Source organism: Mesorhizobium sp. ESP7-2 (assembly GCF_020164715.1).
Lineage (GTDB): Bacteria > Pseudomonadota > Alphaproteobacteria > Rhizobiales > Rhizobiaceae > Mesorhizobium.
In genome coordinates this window covers 26971-46700 of sequence record NZ_JAIUGQ010000031.1, presented here as the reverse complement: position 1 = coordinate 46700, position 19730 = coordinate 26971, and the positions used below count along the sequence as shown (strand labels likewise).

The 19730-nt window shown below is 62.1% G+C and carries 19 protein-coding genes and 3 pseudogenes; 8 read left to right on the top strand and 14 right to left on the bottom strand.

The features are described 5' to 3' along the window. The first annotated feature begins 60 nt into the window (after positions 1 to 60). Complete coding sequence (locus LB543_RS24390; protein WP_224615890.1) at positions 61 to 1065, top strand: recombinase family protein; 1005 nt, start codon at positions 61 to 63, stop codon at positions 1063 to 1065. A 166-nt stretch (positions 1066 to 1231) separates the two neighbouring features. Beyond that, positions 1232 to 1618 (top strand): annotated as a pseudogene (locus tag LB543_RS24385) (antirestriction protein). A 391-nt stretch (positions 1619 to 2009) separates the two neighbouring features. On the opposite strand, the gene LB543_RS24380 reads toward LB543_RS24385, so the two are convergent. Together LB543_RS24380 and LB543_RS24375 are read right to left on the bottom strand one after the other, a co-directional pair. Continuing rightward, positions 2010 to 2291 carry a helix-turn-helix domain-containing protein gene (locus tag LB543_RS24380; RefSeq protein WP_224615937.1) on the bottom strand — a complete coding sequence of 94 codons (282 nt, stop codon included), beginning with the start codon at positions 2289 to 2291 and terminating at the stop codon, positions 2010 to 2012. A 4-nt stretch (positions 2292 to 2295) separates the two neighbouring features. Then, positions 2296 to 2553 carry a type II toxin-antitoxin system RelE/ParE family toxin gene (locus tag LB543_RS24375; protein ID WP_411908786.1) on the bottom strand — a complete coding sequence of 86 codons (258 nt, stop codon included), beginning with the start codon at positions 2551 to 2553 and terminating at the stop codon, positions 2296 to 2298. A gap of 213 nt (positions 2554 to 2766) precedes the next feature. Here LB543_RS24375 and LB543_RS24370 point away from each other — a divergent pair, with 213 nt between their 5' ends. From LB543_RS24370 to LB543_RS24360, 3 genes are all read left to right on the top strand, one after another. Continuing rightward, positions 2767 to 3480 (top strand): hypothetical protein, encoded by a 714-nt coding sequence (locus tag LB543_RS24370; protein ID WP_224615888.1) that lies wholly within the window; start codon positions 2767 to 2769, stop codon positions 3478 to 3480. A 698-nt stretch (positions 3481 to 4178) separates the two neighbouring features. Next, positions 4179 to 4502, top strand: coding sequence for a DUF736 domain-containing protein (locus LB543_RS24365; RefSeq protein ID WP_027144402.1), 324 nt, complete (start codon positions 4179 to 4181; stop codon positions 4500 to 4502). 58 nt (positions 4503 to 4560) lie between these two features. Then, positions 4561 to 4899 carry a hypothetical protein gene (locus LB543_RS24360; RefSeq protein ID WP_224615887.1) on the top strand — a complete coding sequence of 113 codons (339 nt, stop codon included), beginning with the start codon at positions 4561 to 4563 and terminating at the stop codon, positions 4897 to 4899. Between the two features lie 141 nt (positions 4900 to 5040). Here LB543_RS24360 and LB543_RS24355 read toward each other — a convergent pair whose 3' ends face one another. From LB543_RS24355 to LB543_RS24320, 8 genes and pseudogenes are all read right to left on the bottom strand, one after another. Next, the gene (locus LB543_RS24355; protein WP_224615885.1) at positions 5041 to 5643 is read right to left on the bottom strand and encodes a hypothetical protein; all 603 of its coding nucleotides are present in this window, start codon (positions 5641 to 5643) and stop codon (positions 5041 to 5043) included. 67 nt (positions 5644 to 5710) lie between these two features. After that, on the bottom strand, positions 5711 to 6115 hold the full coding sequence (locus tag LB543_RS24350) for a type II toxin-antitoxin system VapC family toxin (protein ID WP_224615883.1): 405 nt from the start codon (positions 6113 to 6115) through the stop codon (positions 5711 to 5713). Continuing rightward, on the bottom strand, positions 6115 to 6366 hold the full coding sequence (locus LB543_RS24345) for a type II toxin-antitoxin system VapB family antitoxin (RefSeq protein ID WP_224615882.1): 252 nt from the start codon (positions 6364 to 6366) through the stop codon (positions 6115 to 6117). The genes LB543_RS24350 and LB543_RS24345 overlap by 1 nt, the downstream gene beginning before the upstream one ends. Before the next feature lie 115 nt (positions 6367 to 6481). After that, positions 6482 to 7273: a hypothetical protein gene (locus tag LB543_RS24340; protein WP_224615881.1), complete on the bottom strand. Its 792-nt coding sequence runs from the start codon at positions 7271 to 7273 to the stop codon at positions 6482 to 6484. Then, positions 7270 to 7680 (bottom strand): hypothetical protein, encoded by a 411-nt coding sequence (locus tag LB543_RS24335; RefSeq protein WP_224615879.1) that lies wholly within the window; start codon positions 7678 to 7680, stop codon positions 7270 to 7272. Before LB543_RS24335 ends, LB543_RS24340 begins: the two co-directional genes overlap by 4 nt. Beyond that, positions 7677 to 8750, bottom strand: a complete 1074-nt coding sequence (locus LB543_RS24330; RefSeq protein ID WP_224615877.1) for an AAA family ATPase — start codon at positions 8748 to 8750, stop codon at positions 7677 to 7679. Before LB543_RS24330 ends, LB543_RS24335 begins: the two co-directional genes overlap by 4 nt. A gap of 14 nt (positions 8751 to 8764) precedes the next feature. Then, a pseudogene (locus LB543_RS24325) lies at positions 8765 to 10825 on the bottom strand (type IV secretory system conjugative DNA transfer family protein). A gap of 17 nt (positions 10826 to 10842) precedes the next feature. Next, positions 10843 to 11382 (bottom strand): conjugal transfer protein TraD, encoded by a 540-nt coding sequence (locus LB543_RS24320; protein ID WP_224615875.1) that lies wholly within the window; start codon positions 11380 to 11382, stop codon positions 10843 to 10845. A 238-nt stretch (positions 11383 to 11620) separates the two neighbouring features. On the opposite strand from LB543_RS24320, the gene LB543_RS24315 reads away from it, so the two are divergent. Further along, a complete protein-coding gene (locus LB543_RS24315; protein WP_224615874.1) occupies positions 11621 to 15061 on the top strand; it encodes an AAA family ATPase in 3441 nt (1146 codons plus the stop codon). Between the two features lie 50 nt (positions 15062 to 15111). Here the strand turns inward: LB543_RS24315 and LB543_RS24310 are convergent, their stop codons facing one another. Next, on the bottom strand, positions 15112 to 15498 hold the full coding sequence (locus tag LB543_RS24310) for a hypothetical protein (protein WP_224615872.1): 387 nt from the start codon (positions 15496 to 15498) through the stop codon (positions 15112 to 15114). Continuing rightward, positions 15495 to 16196 (bottom strand): hypothetical protein, encoded by a 702-nt coding sequence (locus tag LB543_RS24305; RefSeq protein ID WP_224615870.1) that lies wholly within the window; start codon positions 16194 to 16196, stop codon positions 15495 to 15497. The genes LB543_RS24310 and LB543_RS24305 overlap by 4 nt, the downstream gene beginning before the upstream one ends. Before the next feature lie 186 nt (positions 16197 to 16382). Between LB543_RS24305 and LB543_RS24300 the strand changes: the two genes are divergently transcribed. Further along, positions 16383 to 16640, top strand: coding sequence for a helix-turn-helix domain-containing protein (locus LB543_RS24300; protein ID WP_224615869.1), 258 nt, complete (start codon positions 16383 to 16385; stop codon positions 16638 to 16640). A 467-nt stretch (positions 16641 to 17107) separates the two neighbouring features. Here LB543_RS24300 and LB543_RS24295 read toward each other — a convergent pair whose 3' ends face one another. Continuing rightward, positions 17108 to 17668 (bottom strand): type II toxin-antitoxin system VapC family toxin, encoded by a 561-nt coding sequence (locus tag LB543_RS24295; protein ID WP_224615868.1) that lies wholly within the window; start codon positions 17666 to 17668, stop codon positions 17108 to 17110. 11 nt (positions 17669 to 17679) lie between these two features. Next, positions 17680 to 18048: a hypothetical protein gene (locus LB543_RS24290; RefSeq protein WP_224615867.1), complete on the bottom strand. Its 369-nt coding sequence runs from the start codon at positions 18046 to 18048 to the stop codon at positions 17680 to 17682. 311 nt (positions 18049 to 18359) lie between these two features. Between LB543_RS24290 and LB543_RS24285 the strand changes: the two are divergent. Continuing rightward, positions 18360 to 18883, top strand: a pseudogene (locus LB543_RS24285) (ATPase, T2SS/T4P/T4SS family); the annotation flags it as partial. Positions 18884 to 19730: the final 847 nt, after the last annotated feature.

Below are 19730 nucleotides of genomic sequence, written 5' to 3'. Positions count from 1 at the left end.
TGATCGCCGGCTCTGTCTGTTCGCAAAACCCGATGTCCAGGGATGGAAGGAGGCATCTAGATGAACCAGCGACTTATGGAGATCGCAAGGCCCCCAGGTCTTGTAAAGGCGCTGCTTTACGCGAGCGTCTCCTCCAAGGAGCAGGAAAAGGAAGGCTTCTCCATCCCGGCGCAGTGCAAGCTGCTGCGGGACTACGCCCTGCAGCATCGGTTCGATATCGTGCAGGAGTTCGTCGACGTCGAGACGGCCAAGACCACCGGCCGGACCAACTTCATCGAAATGGTCAAATATCTGCGAAAGCGTCCGGGCATTCGAAGCATCCTGGTCGAGAAGACCGACCGGCTCTATCGCAATCTGAAGGACGGGGTGACTCTCGATGAACTGGATGTGGAAATCCACCTTGCGAAAGAAGGTGTGACGCTGTCGCGAGACTCGCGCTCATCTGAAAAGTTCATGCACGGCATCAAGGTCTTGATGGCCAAGAACTATATCGACAACCTGTCGGAAGAAGCCCGCAAGGGGCAGATGGAGAAGGCGGAGCAGGGCATCTGGCCAACAAAGGCTCCGCTGGGTTATGTCAACACCACGGGGAAGGATGGCAGAAAGGTTATCGAGCCGCATCCTGAACTGGCGCCAGTCGTCACACAGCTGTTCGAGCGCTACGCGACCGGCCAGTATTCGCTGAAGGCCTTGGCTAAGGCAGCCCACGGCGACGGGCTGATCTATCCCAAGAGCGGCAATCCGGTTCCGGTCAGCACCGTGCATATGATCTTGCGCAACCGCCTCTATACGGGGCTGTTCCAGTGGAACGGCAAATTGCACCAGGGTAAGCACGCACCTCTCGTATCGATCGAGCTATGGGAGCGGGTCCAGGGAATCTTGACAGGCCGCAATGCGGTGCCGACCCACCCGATGGGAAACGAGTTCGCCTTCACCGGCCTGATGACCTGCACCGAATGCGGCTGCGCCATCGTGGCGGAGATCAAGAAGGGCAAATACGTTTACTATCACTGCACGGGGCACGCGAACAAATCTATTGCATTTTGTGGCTCGGCAGTCGCGTGACACTGATTGATGTGGCTGATCCGCTCCGGTGACAATCTTGCAGCGATTGTCGCGTGCAGTTACGCAAAAGCAGGGACCATCGCTTCGGCATCCCGACTGACGCTCTCTTTGAAGCGCGGACTCGAATCGAACCTCTGACCTGTATTCTGCCACCCGCGTCGCCAAAATGGTGAGCGAGGACCGTCGGGCGAACTTTCTCCCCGGCCTGTTCGGCTCCAGCACCTGATGGTCGCCGAGAACACCCTCTACGGCCTCATGGAATGGCTGAGCCCGCTCGATTATGGCGGGGGCTTCTGGCGGTTCTACGAATACGAGGGCAAGCCGCTCTATCTCGCGCCGACTTCGAAGGACCGCTATCGGATCACCTGCGAGGCCAATGGCTACGAGGGCGAGGTATCCGCCGACGCGGCAGGCGTCATCGTCACGCTGTTCGCCCTTTCGCATCATTCATTTCGATATGGGTCCGACCTGCTGGCACGAGGGGTACGCCCGCCTCTACGCATTCGCGGCCGAACATCCTGAAGCCTCCGAAATATTCCAGGCGATCGACTGACCGCCATCGGCGCCCGACAGGCGCAAGGGGGCCGCGTTTGCGGCTCCCTTGCAGATCTGTCCGCGTGGCGATCATCTAGTCCGGATCGGTCTCGGTGAAAGGGCGAGGGCAGCGTGGCTTCCTCGGGAAGCTGGGCGACAGCGTCGATCGCTCGTTTAAGCCTGTGGCTGCGAAAGGCGCTGTCGGCGAACCACAGCCCGATCTCGGCCGGATCCAGCGTGTCGACAAGCGCCGAGGTCGGCACGGCGCAGCCCGAGTCGCGGATAACGCGGATGTTGTGCTGATAGCGCCGGATGCGTTCCGCCATCGGCAGCTCCGGGCCATGCTTGAGCAACTTGTCTTTCGGCCATTCCGGCGTCGCATATCTCCCGCGCCGGCCTTCGCCTCGTGGTCACGCCGCTTTGGCGATGTTCATTTCCACGTGCATGCCGGCTGTCGCCACCATGTTGACCAGCGTATCGAGGCCGAACAGGTCGATCTTGCCGCGCATGAGATCGGAAATGCGCGGCTGGGTGACGCCGAACAACCTGGCGGCCTGGGACTGGCTCAGCCCTTCGGTGGCAATGTGCTGCTTGAGCGCCATCATCAACGTCGACCGCAACTTCATGTTCTCGGCCTCGGCGGGCGTATCCGCGATGGCGTCCCACACACTCTTGAAGCGCTCGTTGCTCATCGGTTCAGCTCCTGCACCAGGTTGCAGCACATAAACAGCGTCGGCAAACCAGGCCACGTAGATAATCCTGAATGCGCCGGCCGCATCCCGGAATCCTGATTTCGCGCACACCCTGCAAGACCGTGTTCATCGGCTTCCAGTCGTCCGGCTCGCGGCCGTTCTGAACCTGGTCGAGCTGATGACCAGCCTCGCGTCGCGCTGCCGCGGGAAAGGCGCGCAGATCGTCAAGGGCGCTCCCACCGAACTCGACAGACTTGGTCATCAAACCTACCCAATACAAAATTTTATATGTGCTTGGCAACTGCGGCAGTCTCCGAGCGCTGGGATGAGGATCCCCGCGATGCCTCCTCATCGATCGCGCTGTGAGGATGTCGGGCGCATCCGGCAGCGCCGGACCGGGGCTCTATTCGGCCGCCAGAGGCGACTCCACGAAGCTTGCTGACGCACTCTTCGCCCTTTGCGGGGTCACGATCCCTTGCGCGACCCCCACGAGCAATTTCAGGACACACTCCACAAGGCTCAGGAGAAGCAGCCGGGTGGCGGGAGCCGCCGCGGCGCGTTGAATATGGCGAGCATTGCCGTCCACGCCATCGGCGCGCGCGGGCGAGGGTGGCTGGCGCAGAGCAAGGGGCTTTGGAAAGAAAGGAGAGACACGATGGCGATGATATTCATTGGAGGCTCACGGGACATTGACGTCCTGCCCGAGCCTGTCATCGAGCGGATCAGCGCGATTGTCAGGCACGAGCACGGCGTTCTCATCGGCGATGCGCCCGGGGCGGATGCAGAGGTGCAGGGGCTGCTGGCGGGCTATGGCTACGAGCATGTCGGTGTGTTCCATGCCGGCAAAGAACCGCGCCACAACCTCGGCGACTGGGCCGCCTACCGCATCCGGCCACCTGATGGCGCACAAGGTTTCGCCGTCCATGCCGGGAAGGACCGGGAAATGGCGCGCCGGGCCGACTACGGCCTGATGATCTGGGATGGCGCATCACCCGGCACCTTCCTGAATGTGCTGCGCCTGGTGTTGATCGCTTCGCCCTGCGTCGTCTACGACACGATGCGGAGCAGGGTGACGACCACCTGCAGCGTGGCTGACTGGCGAGCCATATTCGAACGCGCCGGCGCCGACGTCGCGCGCGAGGTCATCGCCCGGATGACGGCAGAGGAGCGAAAAGCGGTAGCGGCGTAAGCGCAGATGGACGCCACCTTCAGTCACGTACGGCGATCGGCTACGGCCTCGGCCAGCCTCTTATTGCAGCGCAACCCGGCCCCCTGCGAAGCCGGCATAACGCGCTCAGGACGGCCCCCAGGCAGACGACGACTTTCTTGCTCTCATCACCGTGGGGGGCCAGGACGACAGCCCTGAAGCACGGTTGCATGGCCGCCCACGCGGCGGCGCAGCGCCTCTCGCCGAATAGCTGCGACAGCTTCCTCGGCAGCGGCGATCATGACAGCCGTCGGCTTGCCGAGGCTGCGGAGAGACCAGGGTGCTTCCTCGCCGAAGTTGCCGGTGTCGAACGATGATGAGGATCGATGACGGGAGCGGTCAGGGATCCTCCCAGCGGCCGCCGGCCAGAGGTCACGCCTTGCGACCGAGGCAGCCACAGAAGATCGTCCCGGCTTCAGTTGCAACGCGAGCCATTCCCTTTTCATGTCGCCTTTGTAGAGGACCGCCTGCTTTGTGCGGTCAACCCCCGTTGGGGGTACACTCGGCGCAAATTCAGGAAAATTCGATTTCAATTTTTGTTTGCGGGCAGGCGAAGGACCTGCCCTCGGTTTTCGGCAAATAGAATTTTCCAGAATTTGCGCCGAGATGACCGCAGCAGGACGGCCCTCTCCTTCGACGCCATCGGGAATGGTTCCCGATGCAACCGAAGGAGAACTATCATGGCTACCACGATCGCCAACCTCACCACCAAGTCGGACGGCTCGATGGAAGGCGTCTTCGCAACGCTCCGGATCAACGCTCCGATCACCGTCATCCCGAACGGCAGCAAGGCCAGCGAGGAAGCGCCCGACTTCCGCATCCTCAACAAGCGCACCGGCTTCGAGATCGGCGCGGGCTGGTATCGCAAGTCGCAGCGGTCCGGCGAGGAATATCTCTCCGTCAAGCTCGAGGCGCCCGAGATCGGCGTGATCTTCGGCAACGTTGCCCCGGCCCCCGGCGGCGATGAGAGCAAGAAGGTCATCCTGTGGAACAACCCCCAGTGAGGCATCGGTGGCCGGCCCTCAAAGGGCCGGCTTCCCCACTCGGCAAAAGGAGGTTGCAATGAGCCGCTACACCATCACGGTCACTGGCACCGTCACCGGACAGGTCCGCTCGGATCCAGACGCTGTCATCGGCTACGATCCACCGCTTCGGACCTACTTCCTGCAAGCGTTCCCGCACGAGGAAACCGACGAGCCCGCGCTCTGGCTTGGCACTCGCGATCACGCGTTCGAAGCGCTTGAGGATCTTCGCCACGCAGCCATCTCACACGGCTACGACTTCATGCCGTTGCCGCACAGTGTCGCCATCAAGCTGGTCGAGGACCAAAAAACTGGCAATCGCCCGCCGCGCGATGGTGTCCTTCGCGAGCTTCTGAATCGCCTCAACGACCCCGGTTAGACGAACGCAGCCTCAAAAAGGCTGGCGACGGAGCTCCGTCACCGACCTTTTTTTGGCGTCGTGATGAGAACATTTCCGCGGCGATCGAACTCTGGCAGCAGATGGCGCGCCGTCTCGGGTTTACGACGTCTATCCGATTGGTCAATGGTAGGAAGAACTGGACAGGGTGTTGCGAGGAGAAAGACGGTCGAGGCCATTGTCGGGCGATATCGGGGGCGCGTGCTGTGGGCGGACCAGGCCGATCCGGGCGCAGAGCGTTTCGATTTCGGGTTGGTCGAGCCGGCGCGCCATCTTGAGCGAGGTCGAAAACCTGGCGCAGCCACCGACGACGTGGCCGCTCCAATAGGAAATTCTGTCTGAGATGCCGGTAAAAAGCCTGGAGAGGAAATTGCGCCGCCGGACGGTGCCGGGATTGCCCTTGGCGATGTAGTCGTCGGTGTCGAGGAGGATGTCCTTGATCTCCAAGCCGCGGAACGGGGGCATCGGGCTGGGAACGTCCACGGCTTTTTCGACCAGGACGAACAGCCGAATCCTGTCGAGCCGGATTCCGTTCAGGTCATTGGCGAGTATGCGGTTGACAACGCAATCGCGGCCGAAATTGCCATTGAGAAAGGCGGCGCCATGTCCGGCCCGGCTGACGAGCACGATGTCGGCACGCTCCAACATGTCCGACTTTTCGATGATAATGGTGTATTCGCCCACACATGGCTGGCCGGCGTGGCCGGGATAGAAAACCTGCTGCACCTTGGTCCTCCTTGCTGAAGAACGCGCGACCGTGGGATGACACGTTCAGCCGATCGGTTCGGAACGGTCATGGCAAGGTCTTGACATCGGTTTCGCGCAGTTTGCGGTCGAGGCTGAGCAGCGGCACGTCCGCGACCTTGGCATAGGCATAGTGGAAACAGTCGAAATTGCTGAGCGCGCGCTTGCCGATGCCGTGTTTTTGCGCAACGGCAACGGCATTGGACAGCGCCTCGCGGGCGGAGGCGGTCTCGCGCAGCTCGATGTTTCGGGCATCGAGCCATTCGACGACGGCATCCCACGATTGCGAATAGCGGCAATCGAGCTGGTCGGGGCGTGACAGGATGATGATCGCCTCCCAGGCGGCAAGGGCCGATGTCCAGGGCGCCGGCGCCGTGTCGAGCGCCTGTTCATAGGCCGCCGCGGTTTCCTCGCCCGCAAACATCGAGATAATGGCGCACGCATCGACGAACATCAGGCTTTGCCCAGCTCGTGGTCGAGTTCGTGATAGGCGATCTCGGGGACCGGCTTCCTGTTCCTGCGGAAAGACAACCCTTTGCGGGCAAGGATGCGGCGCGCGGTCTGGGAGGCCGTCTCCGTGTGCACGCGTGCATTGACGGCCTCGCGAAGAGCGACGACGACGGCATCGGTGATGGTCGTGCGATCGATCTGGGCAAGCTTCCGCGCCAGCGCATCGGCTTCCGGATTGCGAATGCTGAGCGTCATGATGTGTATGGCCTCATCTGTATGGCTTCTTATACACGAAATGTATGCCGTGCGGCAATGTCTTCCAGATAAAATGACTTCCAGATGAAAGACGGATCCCGAATGACATGGTCGATCACCCGCCCTGATGCAGCAGTTCGGTGTCGTTGATGAGTCGCAGGTTCATGTCGCTGGGGCTCTTGATCAGCATCACCGCACTGAGCCTGCGCAGATCGCGCGGCGGCGTGCAGGCGAGCCAGGCGCGCAGCTTGTAAAGGCCCGGCTGAAGGTCGGCGCCGTAGACCAGGGAGACGGTTTGTTCCTCGCGCGCCGGCATCGGGATCTCGCCACGCCTGGAGCCGATCGAACGATCTTCCAACCAGACGGAGGCGATGCAGGTGGGATCGATGAACACGTTGGAGCCGGTGGTGGCGCGGTATTCGACCGCCAGCTGTGTGCGCCCAGGCTGGGCGATTTTGAGCCAGCCCTGCAGCTCGACCGCGGCGAGGCCGGTGTAGCGGACGCCGTTTCGGGAAAGCTCGCTCAGCGGAATGGCGCCGCCTTGATAAACATAGCTGCCGACGCTGTCGGCCGGAATGTCGGACAACGCATCGGTCTTTGCCGGCGCGATGCGGGCAATGGCGACAGCGCCCGGCTTGTAGGAAGTGCTGTCGGTCCCGGCAGCCGCGGGCACGGCGCCCGCCTTTTGTGACGTGGCGCTTTTCTGCGTTGCCTGGACAGCTGGCGCGGTCGTTTGGCCCGCGTCGATAGTTGCGGGCTCGTCGAGACGGCGCAAAATGGCGTCTAGCTTGTGCTCGATGCGTTCCAGCCTTTGCTCGGTCGTATCGGCAGGCGCATTCTGGGCGGACGCAATGCCGGTCGCGCCGATCAGGGCGGCGAAGCCGAGGAGGATCAAGGGTTTTGTCATCGCGGTTTGTCTCCTTGCGGGATGGTTCCAAAACTGTCGCGGGGCCCCGGCGCCACGTCGATGCCGTTGAGGGGACGACCCGGTGCAATCGCCGGCGGTGAGGCGTCTTCTGTCGGCGCGGGCATGTCCGGCGATCCGGGAACCGGTGGCACCGTAGTTTCCAAACCTGTCGCTGGAACCACACCGTTCTGCCTGACGCGTTCCGGCGCTGTTGCAGCCGAACCGGTCCTGTTTCCTGTGCCGGAGAGGGCGCTGCGTCCGCTCATATCCTGACCGATGCTGACAGCAATCAGGATCAAGGCCAAAACAGCGGCGATGCTGGCATAGCGGAACAGCGGATCGTTCCTGAACAGAGAGGGAACAAGTTTAAGCCGGCGCAGAAGCGCGGCACGGACCGACGCCATCATGTCCCGATACCCTGTCGCTCGTATACAGCCATGGCGGCATCAATATCCTGGGCCTCGATGGTCATGATGGCGTCGCGGCCGGCGCTGCCGACGCCCGGCGTGGCTAGACGCATGGCCTGCGCCTCGCGGGTACGTTCCCACAGTGTGCGGATGTCCCTGGCGTTGCCGAAACTTGTGTCCCCGCCGCCTTCCGCTTCCAGGCGCACGCAGGCGAGGTCGACGGCCTCATCGGCTGCCGCATCGAAACCAAAACCGTCCTTCTTGGCGAGATCGCGAAAAATCGCCGACAGTTCCCCCGCCGCGTAATCCTCGAACAGGATTGTCCTGGTGAAACGCGAGCGCAGGCCGGGATTGCTTTCGAGGAAGCGGCGCATGTCGCCGGTGTAGCCGGCGACGATGACCGAGAGCCGGTCGCGATTGTCTTCCATCAGCTTGATTAAGGTGTCGATCGCCTCGCGGCCAAAATCATTCTTTTGCGCCTCCGGCGCCAGCGCGTAGGCCTCGTCGATGAACAGCACCCCGTCGAGTGCTGCCTCGATCGCCTCGCGCGTCTTGATCGCGGTCTGGCCGATATAGCCCGCGACCAGCTGGCTGCGATCGACCTCGATCACGTGACCCGACTTGAGCAGGCCGAGCGCCCGAAAAATCTCGCCCATGAGGCGCGCGGCTGTTGTCTTGCCGGTGCCGGGATTTCCCAGGAACACGAGGTGCAGGCCAGGTGGCGCGGTGTTGATGCCGTGACGCCGGCGCTGCTGTTCGGTCCGCAGGACGGCGACAAGTTTCTTGACCTCCTGCTTGACCGAATACCAGCCGGTCATGGCGTCGAGCTCGGCAAGGATTGCTTCGAGCGGCCGGACGGCTAGGGCGGACTGGTTGCCGGCGGTCTGTCGTTGCCCGCGCCGATGATGTGCGTCCATTGAAGGAACGCCATATGTGTCGGCACGGACCAGCCGCCATGCCATGATCGCCAGCGCAAGAACGAGGATGATGCCGGCATGGGTTTGGGCGATCGCGACAATGACGACCAGAACGGCGAGACCAACGAGGATGGGGATTAGACCAAATCGCATTTTCCCCCCCGACCTCATCCCGATGCGGCGCGCGGCGCGAAACGGTTCTCCTGGACCTTTGCGATCATCTCCGGCCTGCGGAAATAAATCGCGCGACCGCAGCGCAGCGGTTTTCTGCCCTGGATGAAGACGAACTGTTCGTCGGCGCGAGTGTCGGCCAAGATTTCGGAGACGGTGGCAAGCCGCCTTCCGCGTTCCGATTTCTGCTGCGAAGCGCCGGTTGAGGCGGTGCCGATCTCGAGTGGCCTGGCGCTCTTGCCGCGATTGATCGTGGCCGAACTCAGCACCACGCCGTGTTCGCCAAGCGCCTCGGAGACGGCGCGCGCCTGTTCGAGCGAACCGATCGCGGCATAGGATCGTCAGGAGGCGCTCTCGAACCAGGAGGATTTGCCGCTTTCGCCCCATTGCTCGCGCAACTGACCCTCGGACTGATAGAGCATGACGAGCGTGATGCCGTATTTGCGGCCGGCGTCGCGGGCGCGGGCCAAGGAATTCATGAAGCCGAGGCGGGCGACTTCATCCAGCAGGAAGACGATACGGCCGCCGGGCAAATGACCGTCGGCCTCGTAGACGGCGTTGAGCAGCGATCCGATGACGACGCGGCCAAGGGCGGGCGTCGATTCCAGCACCTTCATGGGAATGTTGACGAAGAGATCGAGATTTCCGGCGACGAGGTCGGCGGTGCGAAAACTATTGCCGGAGACCAGTCTTGCATAGGCGGGATTGGCGAGCCATTCGGTCTGCTCGCTCATATTGCCGTAGACACCGGAGAACGTCTCGGCGACCAGGCCCATCAGCTGACCGGCGAGATGTTTTCCGCGATGCGAGGACGACTGCTCGTGGATGCGGGCTAATTCGCCCCGCATGTTTTTTTCCGGAAGAGCCAGCCGCTCAGCCAGCGTGACGAGATTGCGTTTGTCGTCTGCGAGATTTTTGTCGAAGACGATGTCGGACAGCAGCGCCTCGACAATCGCTTTGCCGCGGCCCTCGAAAAAGGCTTTTCCCGACGCGCTCGCGGGCGCATCGCGCGTGGCGGAATGTTTTTCGCCAGAAATCCAGTCGACGATCGAGCGGATGTCGCCATCGATGAGGGGGGAATCCTTCGCCAGCCAGTCGAGGGCGTTGAAGCCGCCGGTTCCCTTCAGGGGATCGATGGCGATGACGCGCCTGCCCATTGCCGTGCGCGCGCCGGTCAGCATCGGGGCAAGTTCAGAGGACGGATCGAGCGTGACGATCGGACCCCGATAACCGAGCAAGGTGGGCACGCAGACGGAGACCGTCTTGTAGGAGCCGGATCCGGCGAAGACGAGGCCGTGCGTGCCGCCCCATGACAAATCGAACGTGAGCAGCGGCGCCTTGCCACCCTTGCCCCAGCTTCTTCGATCGGAGGAAACGAATTTTTGGCCACGCCGTGCCGGCGCGTCCTGATCGACACGGTAGGCCTCGCCGATGACGACGCCGCCGAGATTTTTTTGCGTCGCTTGCGATCCTGACTGTCTTGCCTGGCCGAACAGGTTTTGCGCCTCGGAAATATCCATCCAGTCGGCATGACCAAAAATGTCGGAGGCAGCGCGCTCGACCGGTTTTGTTATCCCGGGCCCACGCAGCGACTTGCCGAGCAGAGCGCGCACGCCGGCCACGGTGGCGAGGACACCGACGACGCCGGCGTAGAAGATCGACATGTCGGCAATGCGCGCGACATCCGACCATGGATAGAGGGATCGGTATTCGAGCAGTCGCGATGCTTCCGGCCAGACCGTCATTGCGGTTGCGGCGGCCATGCCGATGACGCCGGCGATGGCGGTCGCCGGCAGTGCCAATCCCGCCCGGCGTAGCAGCAGGGCCGCACCCATGGTGACGGCGGGACCGATCAGCGCGATCGAAGGCCAGGCGGCATAGGCAAGACGATAGGGCGCGGAGAACGGTATGAGGCCGCCCCGGTACCAGTCGAGCAAGAGCTGTTCCCAAAGGCCGTGGGCATAACGCCAGGCCGGATACCAGATGACGAGTGGCAGGATGGCGACGATCGCTTTGAAGCCGGCCTTGACGAGATCGTAGGAGAGGCGCCCGAACATTTTTTGTTCCGCGCCCGCTATGACCGGCTGGCTTTTGGGCTGCGCTCCTTTTCCCGGTCCGGCAAATCCCCGCCGTCCGACCCGCCTTGCGGCCCGATACGATGAACCGCACCATCTTGCTCGGCGGCGAGTGCCGCGACGGCTTCGTGGTCCGCCATGCCTTCCCAATGCTGCAGAAACTTGTTCCAGCGCAGACCGGCGCCGCGCAGGCGGGTGGAAAACGCGGTCGGCAACGCAGCGGTAAAGGTGACGGTCAGCGGTTCCCTGGTCGCGTCGAAAACCTTTGCCTCACGATCGAGCACCTTTTTCCCCGCCGATGACCAGACGGCGATCTGCTTTTCGTCGCGGGCTTCCTGCGACAAGAAGAGCAGGGCGCCATAAAGCGCTTGCGGCTCAAGGTCGAGCAGCCCGGCCTTGTCGATGAGCGTCCCGGCCTCGATCAGGCGCCTGACGTGCTGCTTGCGCTCATCGGCCTTGATCTTGGCTTCCTGCTCGGCCAGCCGGGCCTTTTGCTGTTCGAGACGTGACATGCGCTCAGCGAGCGACGTTTTGGCCATGGCTTTTGCAACTCCCTCGTTCATACGCATGAGCCCCGCGCGGTCAGAATGCCAAGCTTGCGTTTCCAGTTCAAGTTTATGATCTCCCCCTAAAATGCCGCCGCGACTTGCCCGAGAGAGGTACCACTACCGATCTGATAGGTTTATACCTTCGTGTGCTGCGAGGTTTGTCCAGACGCAATATGCATTCTCCGAATGCGCGCTTGCGCTATTGCTGCGAGGATGACATCTTGTCGGCATGGCCATCGCCTTTGCCCGTGCCCGCTACATCTCCCGCTCCGACGGCGGCAGTGCCGTGCGCTCGGCCGCCTATAATGGCCGCGAGGCGATCAAGGCGCAGCGCACCGGCGAGGTGTTTTATTTCAAGCACCGGGATGCGCCCGAGCATCACGAGGTGCTGCTGCCGGACGGCGCGCCGGCCGGGCTGTCATCGAGCGATGCGCTATGGAACGCGGCCGAGGCCATGGAAAAGCGCAAGGACGCGCAGCTCGCCCGCGAGATCGTGCTGGCGCTGCCGGCCAATGAAGAGCTCGGCCATGACGACCGGGTGGAGCTGGCGCGGTCGTTCGCGATCGAGCATTTCGTATCGAAGGGATTGGCCGTGCAGGTAGATGTTCACGCGCCGCACGGCGCGGAGAGCGAGGGCGAGCGGGCGAATTATCACGCGCATCTTTTGATCACGACCCGGCGATTGGGGGAGAACGGCTTCGCGGCGAAGAAGGCGCGCGATCTCGATCCGGTGATCAAGCGGAGCGCGGGCAGGGCGACCGTCGCCGAGGGGGAGGCCTGGGGCGTGTTATGGCGCGATCACCAAAACCGATATTTTGCGAGCCAGGGTTTTTCGATTCGGGTGGACGCGACAAGTGCGGTGCCGCAGGAGCATATCGGCCCGGTGCGCATGCGGGCGGTGGATGCCGAAGCGAATGTCCGAGCCGAGCAGATCAGGCGCGCCAATGAAGAAGCGGCGCGCGATCCGGAAAAGGTGCTCGGTGTTCTGACGCGCAACCAGGCAAGCTTTTCCGAGTACGATCTTGACCGGCATTTGAAGAAACACATTCGCGACGAGCATGAGCGCTCGGGCGTGAAGTCAGCGGTGCTCGGGCGTGAGGATGTGCTGGCGCTGCATGATCGAGGGACAGGCGAAGCTGCAGGACGCTGGACAACGCGGGCGGTGCGCGATCAGGAGCAGGAAGCGCTTGATGATGGACGGCGCGTGGGGGCGGGGCGGCATCGGGATGTGGGAGAGGATGTCAGTCGGCGCGTGGCGGCAACACGGGAGCTGCGTGAGGACCAGCTCGCCGCGTTTGATCATGCGACTGGGTCCGGCGGGTTAAAGATAATCGAAGGGCGGGCCGGTACGGGGAAGAGTTTTGCACTTGGCTCCATTCGCGAGGCGCATGAGGCGGCGGGTTATCGGGTTGTCGGACTGGCGCCGACAAACGCCGTCGCGCAGACCATGAAGGAGGATGGTTTTGCCAGAAGCTCGACCGTTCACGCCGAACTGTTCCGGCTGAAGAATGGGCGCCTGCAGTGGGACCGTCGTACGCTGGTTGTGGTCGACGAAGCGGCGATGATGGATGCCAAGGTAACCGGCGAGTTGTTGCGCGAAGCGCGGCTGTCGGGCGCCAAGGTTGTGCTGGCCGGCGACGATCGGCAGCTCGGCTCGATCGAGCGCGGCGGGCTGTTCACCGAACTGAAGAAGGATCACGGCTCGGCCGAGATCACCGAGGTCACGCGCCAGAAGGTCGACTGGCAGAAAGAGGCCGCGCGCGATCTGGCGGACGGGCGCTTCGAAGACGCGCTGCGGGCCTTCGCCCGAAACAAAGCGGTGGTGTGGACCTCGAAGCAGGATGAGTTGCGAGAAAAACTGGTCGCGCAATGGGCGAGGGATGCTGCTTCCAATCCATCGGCATCGCGGTTCGTGTTCGCCTATACCAACAAAGATGTGGATGCGCTGAACAAGGATCTGCGCGCGGTTCGTCGGGAGCGTGGTGAGCTCGGTGAGGATTTTGTGTTTACGACCGGGCACGGCGAGGCAGCGTTTGCGGTTGGCGACCGGGTGCAGTTCACGGATACGCTGAAGGGCGCCGGCATCTACAACGGCAACGCCGGGACCATCGCTAGCATCGACCGCAACTTTGGCCGCATCGGTGTCGTGCTCGATGCGGCGGCGAGCCGGCAAGGGCGGAAGGTCGAATGGTATGCGTCGGAGTTCAACGGCTTCCGGCACGGCTATGCCGGCACGATCTACAAAGGCCAAGGCAAGACGCTCGATCATACCTACCTCATGCACACACAACACTGGCGTGCCGCCTCGAGCTATGTTGCGCTAACGCGGCAGCGTGAAAGCGCGACGATCTTCGTGGCGACGCAGACCGCCCGGGATTTGCGGCAGCTCGCCCGGCAGATAGGTCGCAGCGAGATCAAGTCGGCGTCAGTGGCTTATGCAACACGCGACGAGCTCAGCTCGGAACAACGGGCGAAGCTGGACGAGGGACCGGCGGCGGAGAACGCCCGGCCAGCGTCGCATATTGGGCAGGTTCAGGATGGCAGACAACAAGAGGAGCAGCCGATGGCTTCAGTTGTCGAAGAGGCACGGGTGGGTATGCGTCAGGCAGATCCGCGCACACCGGAGATGCAGTCCGGCGCCATTGCCAAGGACGCGGAGGGCCAGCGTCGGCATGAGGATCAAGGCGCGACGCCTGAGCCCGTCGTGGCGAAGAAGTCAAAAGAGGCAGGAGGTAGCGATCGTCCCGGGCCTACAGATGATCGGGTCGTGGCGAGTAGAACCGAAGATCGGCAGGCTGTTCCAGATGGCAGAAATGAAGAGCAGTCGCGCAGCACCGCAGCCGACCGGCCATCGGACGTCAGGGTACTGATAGCTGCCTTCCAGGATGTGGCTGCTGGTGGCGTGCGCCGGGACAGCCTTGGACGATCGATCGACGAAAAAAGCATCGCCGCTGCTGTCAGTCGCGATGCGGATGTACGGCGCGAGCGCGAGGCTCGCTCAATCTATCTGGAGACCGCCTACCGTGATCCGAAATCGGCGGCGCGGCGTCTCGACGAGATCATTGCTCGAGACGGTCCGACAAGTGCTGCACAACGAATATCGGCGGATACCAGCTTGGTCGGCGAGCTGCGGGGCAGGGAAGGGTTCTTCGCTGGTGCCAGGGGGCGGGAAGAGCGGACCGCCGCTGAACAGGCTGCCGCCGCGATTGGTCCGAACATCGTCCGGACCGCCGAGTTCGAGAACCAAGCCGAACGATCCTATCGCACCCAGGTCGAAAAGCAGCTCAAGGCTGACGCGGTTGAGGTGAGAGATGTTTCGGATCGGGCGAAAGCTGCCCTGGAAAAAATTGCAATGGCCAAGGATGATCGTGAGCGGGCCGAAGCCTTAAAGGCGGTGTCAGCCGATCAGAAGGTCAGACGGGAGATCGCCACCTTCAGGAAATCGATTGAAGTCCGTTTCGGTGAAGACGGCGCACGCGAGATCGCCCGCGCGACAGCATCCGCCAAACCGTTTGAACATCCGTCCGTGCCGAAATCCGAGCACAAGAGGTTAGGGGAAGCGGCGGCTCTCTATTCTGCCGCCCGATCCGGCGAAGTCGCATCCAGGCAGCAGGCCGAAACCGAGCGTCTTGCCGCGCGAGAATCTCCGTCGGCCCGGCTGAAGCAGTAGGGAGGAGGGGGCAGTATGAAAGCGGCGCCGGGGCCGGTTGTCGTGATCATTCAGCTCGGAGCCTTAATGCACCAGCGCGGTTCCGCAGGATCCTGGCGCACTCCCCCGCGCAATGAAGGCTTGGCCGGGTGGATCACGGCTTTCCCGTCCGCAGCAGGTGCGTCAAGAAGGTCCTTCACGGCCCGCCAGAATCGCAAATCCGCTTCCCGATGCGCATTGCTGGCCGAAAGCGCGCACCATTCGATCGCCTGGGCGGCATCGGTGCCGAACAAGTCGTGCGCCGCCCTTGCAATCGCCTCCGGGGTGCTGCGAGCCCAAAGTCCGCAGTCTTCTGTAACCGCGCGTGCGGCAAACGTGCCGCAGGATACGGCTGCACTGGCTCCTGCTTTGCGCGCGACCGCACGCGGAAGCGGCGTTGCCATCGATGGGCTTTTCATATCCGATCTCCGCGCTGGTACATCATCACCGACATGCAGACCTCCTCACGACGCTTTCGCGGGTAAGGCCCGGTTTGGTCGCTGCCGGGCATGAAAGCGCCGGGTTGCTGCGCCTGGCCCATGCGCGCCAGATCGCCGAGCGCGGCACGCAGCTGCGGCCAGGGAAACTCCGTGCAGTCCTCGGCGCTCTCCCCCTCGCGCAGGACCGCATCGAGCTTGGCGGCCAAACCCGCGAGTGTCATGGCTGGCGCGGCCATCAAGTCCTCCACCAGCTCTTGCTCTCGGAAGGCGGCAGCAAGTTCCTCCCGCTTGGCGGCGGAATAGCCAATGCGGCGATCCTCGGCATCCCAACGCGCTTGATGGGCTGCCAAATCAGCCTCGGCTCGCGCGCGCAGGCCGGCAAAGCCAGGATCATCGCCGAACAGGTCTTCTATGTCGCCGGGCCAGGAGACGGTGGCGGTTACGTTCTCGTCGGGCAATTCGATTTCCGCTTTGGGGAAGCCAATGGCGTCGACCAGCCTGCGCTCAAGATGCTGTTGCTTGCGACAGAGCTCAGCGGTACGCGCGTATGCCGACTGCCACTCGTGCCACAGCGCTAGCGCTGGATCGAAGGTACTGTTGTCTGCGAGCGAACCGTCTGCCCACGCGCTTTTCTGAACGTGCAGGGTCGCCGCGACCCCTCCTGCCGCCGCCAGCAACACCCGCCTCGTGACTGAAGGACAGACTCGTGTATTGTCGGAATCACCTATGATCCGAGCTCCCTATAGCTTGGTTTGTGGTCAGGCTGGGCGATGTGAGTCACCACGTCGTCCGGCCGTCTTGCAGGCTGGCAGATTACAGGTCCGAATGTGAATGGGCAAGAAGAATCATCACCTAGTGATGAAATGATCGCGATCCAATGTAAAATGGCGCGAGTAGCTCTTGGGTGGGGTGTGCGGGAACTGGCTGAAGCGGCGGATGTCGCAACGCAGACGATCACTCGTCTCGAAAAAGGTGACCGCCTCAAGGCAAAAACAGTCGGGGCAATCCGCGCGGCCTTTGAGGCGGCAGGCATCGAGTTCATTCCGCAAAATGGCGGCGGCCCAGGCGTTCGCCTCGCGCAGCCCGATGGAGGCGCGCGAGCATCGACGCGCAACGGGTAACTTTCGTCACTGCGGCTCTCGGCCGTGGAGCGTTCCATGACCCCTGCACGATCTATTGGTTCTCGCGCATCGGAGCTTGCAAGGCCATGAAGGTGGGAGACGGTTCCCGCGCCAGCGGGGGTATGCCATCACACCCTGGTCTGACGCGGGATGCTGGCTCGACGCCTTAGCGACTTGAATTTCTTCCCATCATCGAGGCGGACTATTAGTCCGGCGTCACCGACTTCCTGATCGGCACGGCAGGCTTGAGAGGTTCCGACATTTCCGGGGAAACGTTGCCGATTATGGTTTTTGCGTGATCGCTTAAAAATTGACATGGCAGGCGTCACAATTCCGCTGGAAAAGGCTTGATAGCGGGCCATCCATCAAAACAAACCCTCACGATTTTGGCAGCAGACCACCATCCATTCGGCCGTTTAGGGCGAATGGCTATTTCGAGATCTTGGGGTGCGAACGCAAACGTGGCGCTATCTGTAGAAAAGGACCTTGCCACTGGGGATGAGTTGTCGGCAAAAGTCGTAGTCGGCGATGTTCCGAGTCAACAGGACCAGCCCGGATTTCGATGCCTGCAGATAAAGAGTGCAGTCATGCAGGCACCGCAGCTTCCGGTCGTCTTGGTAGCCTTGCAGGCGACAGAGCACCCCACTCATAACAGCAGCGCGGCCTAGGACGTCGGCATCGGGCGTAAGGATTCGGTGCCCGGGTATCGATCGGATGAGCTCGGACAGGGCCTTATGCACGGCTGCGGTGCGGGGATCGTCGGGCTTCAGGACACCAAGCGTATGGGCCAACTCCTGGATGCAGACAGATGAATGCTTTTTGTGCCGACCGTCCATGATCTGCTTCACCAACGCAGGGGCTCTGCCTTGGAGCCTGTCGATGTACACACAGGTGTCGAGCAAGAGGGCCTGCCCACCGAGCTCGCCCTCGTTCACGAAGGGCAGTTGATCATCAGGTCGGCGAGCAAGTGTTTTGGTTGGAAAGCCACGGAGCGAGCGAAGGGCTGCTTCAACATCGAATTCTGACACTCAAACCTTAATCAGAAGCCGAGGTTGATGTCTGGATCGATGGTTCCCGCGAGCTTGTTCATGGTTGCGGGAAAATTGTCCTCGAGCGCAACATTCGCGAGAGCGAATTCAAGCAGCTCGGTGTCACCCTCAATGCCCGTCTGGCGCTTGGCCTGCTCGATGAGGGCACGGCTCAAGCGCGCGGTGATCCGCTCGTCCTTAGAGCCGATCAGGCCTTTGCGAATGGCAGCACGAAGCGTCTGCCGAACGACAAACTTCTGCTCGCCCGGCATGTCGTTGTTGGCGTCCTTACGGATCAGACTCCGCATGCGCTTCTTTTTCGCGACGAGGCGCTGCTGCGGAGCCGTCGGTGACGACGGCCTTTTCAGCGTCTTGGTCATATCACCATCTCCCACGCTGTTAGCCATTTCGGTTATTTTGTCGAACATAACAGATGCGAGCAGCCGTGTCACTTGCGAACTCGTTTTGATCGCTCAAGCCGCCAGCAGGCGCTTACCTCCGGTCTCCCCAACGCGACAACGATTCTGACGCTCAAGGACCGTTCTTGTCATCAAGCATGTAGCCTGCGAGCGGACCGTCCGGATGACCCTGCGAAGGCCAAGCCTCAGCAGCGATTTGCGCAGCCGGCTTACATGCACGTCTACCGTATGGCGTTCTTTTCCGTTCCCGAGCTGACGACGGGAGAGATCGTCACGAGCGCGTGGCGGCCTCGACAAGCCGGTTATCAGTCCCACCAACCCGATCTTGAGCGCTGCCTTGCCGACGGGCGAGCGCATCCAAGTCGTGTTGCCGCCGGCGGCACCCGACGGCGGCGCCATCTCGCTGCGCAAGCAGGTCGTCAGCGATTTCAGCCTGAACGACTATCGCGCGATAACGGTGCGTTCGAGCGGGTTTCCGTTGCCATCGGTGGTGTGACTGATATCGACCGCGAACTGATCCGGCTCCTCCGCGCAGAGGATGTGCACGGCTTCGTCCGGTCAGCGATCGCCAATCGCGTTTCGATCCTCATCAGCAGCGGCACCTCGAGCAGGCGACCTCCTCAACGCCTGCCTCAAGTCAGTCGACAGCCGCGAACGCATCGTCACGCTGGAAGACACGCGGGAGCTGTTTCCACCCCAAGCAAACTCGGTACATCTTTTGGCATCGAAGGGCGACCAGGGCACCGCCAACGTGACAATCCAAAGCCTGCTCGAGGCGTCACTTCGCATGCGTCCGGGTGCAGGCAATCGAAGCTCGATTCGATTCGGCTGCGCGAAGATTGAAGACTCTTGCTATCAGGTCGAGAGCTCTCCAAATCCGGAGGGGAGGGAGGGACTGGTCGGCAATATTCGACGAAACGGTACCAGATGCCGGACCGGAACTCGGGCCGGAGACAGGATAATCCCTTCCGGCCCTCGATGATGGACCATGTACTATGGCATGCACGGCAGGGTTTAAGGTGCAACGCCCCATTGCGCTGAGGGTGACGTCCCTCGGAGATCGCGAATGCGGTCGGCTGCTCAAGAATGCAGGTCTACCGGATTCTCCAAACGAGCAGGTTTGGAGGAACTCGTCGTCGGCGATCTGGGAGCGAAGGGAGTAGCGGCAGGCCGCCAAGGCAGCTGATTTCTTAGCGCCGCAACAGTCGGCCTTCATCGAGAGGGAGGCTTGAAATGGTGAGATGCCCTCGCGGGGGTTCCTCATCAAGAGCGGACTCTTCCGCGTGTTCTAGGCGTTCAAGCAACTCCTTGAAGAGATCCGGTAAGTTATCATCAACCCGGAAGCACGGCAGGCTCTCCGCATAGCGGGTCATAGCCTTCGAGCCTATCTGGCGCTTGACAGCGGCAGCAACTGTCCCGCCCAAGTTCTCACGGAAGTTCATTGTCAGGATGTCCCTTCGCCTAATCCCGAACCCTGAGCTGGTGGATGGTTCCGCAATTCGCACATAATTGTGGCCAGATCCGAATTTCGCACTATCATTGTTGGTGTCGTAGACGGCGGTCTGAGGAGTCCCTCCCTCTTGCTACCCGTCATCGCAGAAAGGGCTGATGGATTGCGTCTCAATCCGTCAGCCCTTTCATGG

What these genes read in the sequence shown, in the direction of transcription:
- LB543_RS24360 (WP_224615887.1), top strand. Translation starts at nt 4,561, where the DNA reads ATGAGCCGCTACACCATCACGGTCACTGGCACCGTCACCGGACAGGTC.
- LB543_RS24310 (WP_224615872.1), bottom strand. Translation starts at nt 15,498, where the DNA reads ATGAAAAGCCCATCGATGGCAACGCCGCTTCCGCGTGCGGTCGCGCGC.
- LB543_RS24340 (WP_224615881.1), bottom strand. Translation starts at nt 7,273, where the DNA reads ATGACAAAACCCTTGATCCTCCTCGGCTTCGCCGCCCTGATCGGCGCG.
- LB543_RS24375 (WP_411908786.1), bottom strand. Translation starts at nt 2,553, where the DNA reads ATGACCAAGTCTGTCGAGTTCGGTGGGAGCGCCCTTGACGATCTGCGC.
- LB543_RS24350 (WP_224615883.1), bottom strand. Translation starts at nt 6,115, where the DNA reads ATGTTCGTCGATGCGTGCGCCATTATCTCGATGTTTGCGGGCGAGGAA.
- LB543_RS24345 (WP_224615882.1), bottom strand. Translation starts at nt 6,366, where the DNA reads ATGACGCTCAGCATTCGCAATCCGGAAGCCGATGCGCTGGCGCGGAAG.
- LB543_RS24365 (WP_027144402.1), top strand. Translation starts at nt 4,179, where the DNA reads ATGGCTACCACGATCGCCAACCTCACCACCAAGTCGGACGGCTCGATG.
- LB543_RS24330 (WP_224615877.1), bottom strand. Translation starts at nt 8,750, where the DNA reads ATGCGATTTGGTCTAATCCCCATCCTCGTTGGTCTCGCCGTTCTGGTC.
- LB543_RS24290 (WP_224615867.1), bottom strand. Translation starts at nt 18,048, where the DNA reads ATGACCAAGACGCTGAAAAGGCCGTCGTCACCGACGGCTCCGCAGCAG.
- LB543_RS24320 (WP_224615875.1), bottom strand. Translation starts at nt 11,382, where the DNA reads ATGGCCAAAACGTCGCTCGCTGAGCGCATGTCACGTCTCGAACAGCAA.
- LB543_RS24380 (WP_224615937.1), bottom strand. Translation starts at nt 2,291, where the DNA reads ATGAGCAACGAGCGCTTCAAGAGTGTGTGGGACGCCATCGCGGATACG.
- LB543_RS24315 (WP_224615874.1), top strand. Translation starts at nt 11,621, where the DNA reads ATGGCCATCGCCTTTGCCCGTGCCCGCTACATCTCCCGCTCCGACGGC.
- LB543_RS24300 (WP_224615869.1), top strand. Translation starts at nt 16,383, where the DNA reads ATGATCGCGATCCAATGTAAAATGGCGCGAGTAGCTCTTGGGTGGGGT.
- LB543_RS24390 (WP_224615890.1), top strand. Translation starts at nt 61, where the DNA reads ATGAACCAGCGACTTATGGAGATCGCAAGGCCCCCAGGTCTTGTAAAG.
- LB543_RS24335 (WP_224615879.1), bottom strand. Translation starts at nt 7,680, where the DNA reads ATGATGGCGTCGGTCCGTGCCGCGCTTCTGCGCCGGCTTAAACTTGTT.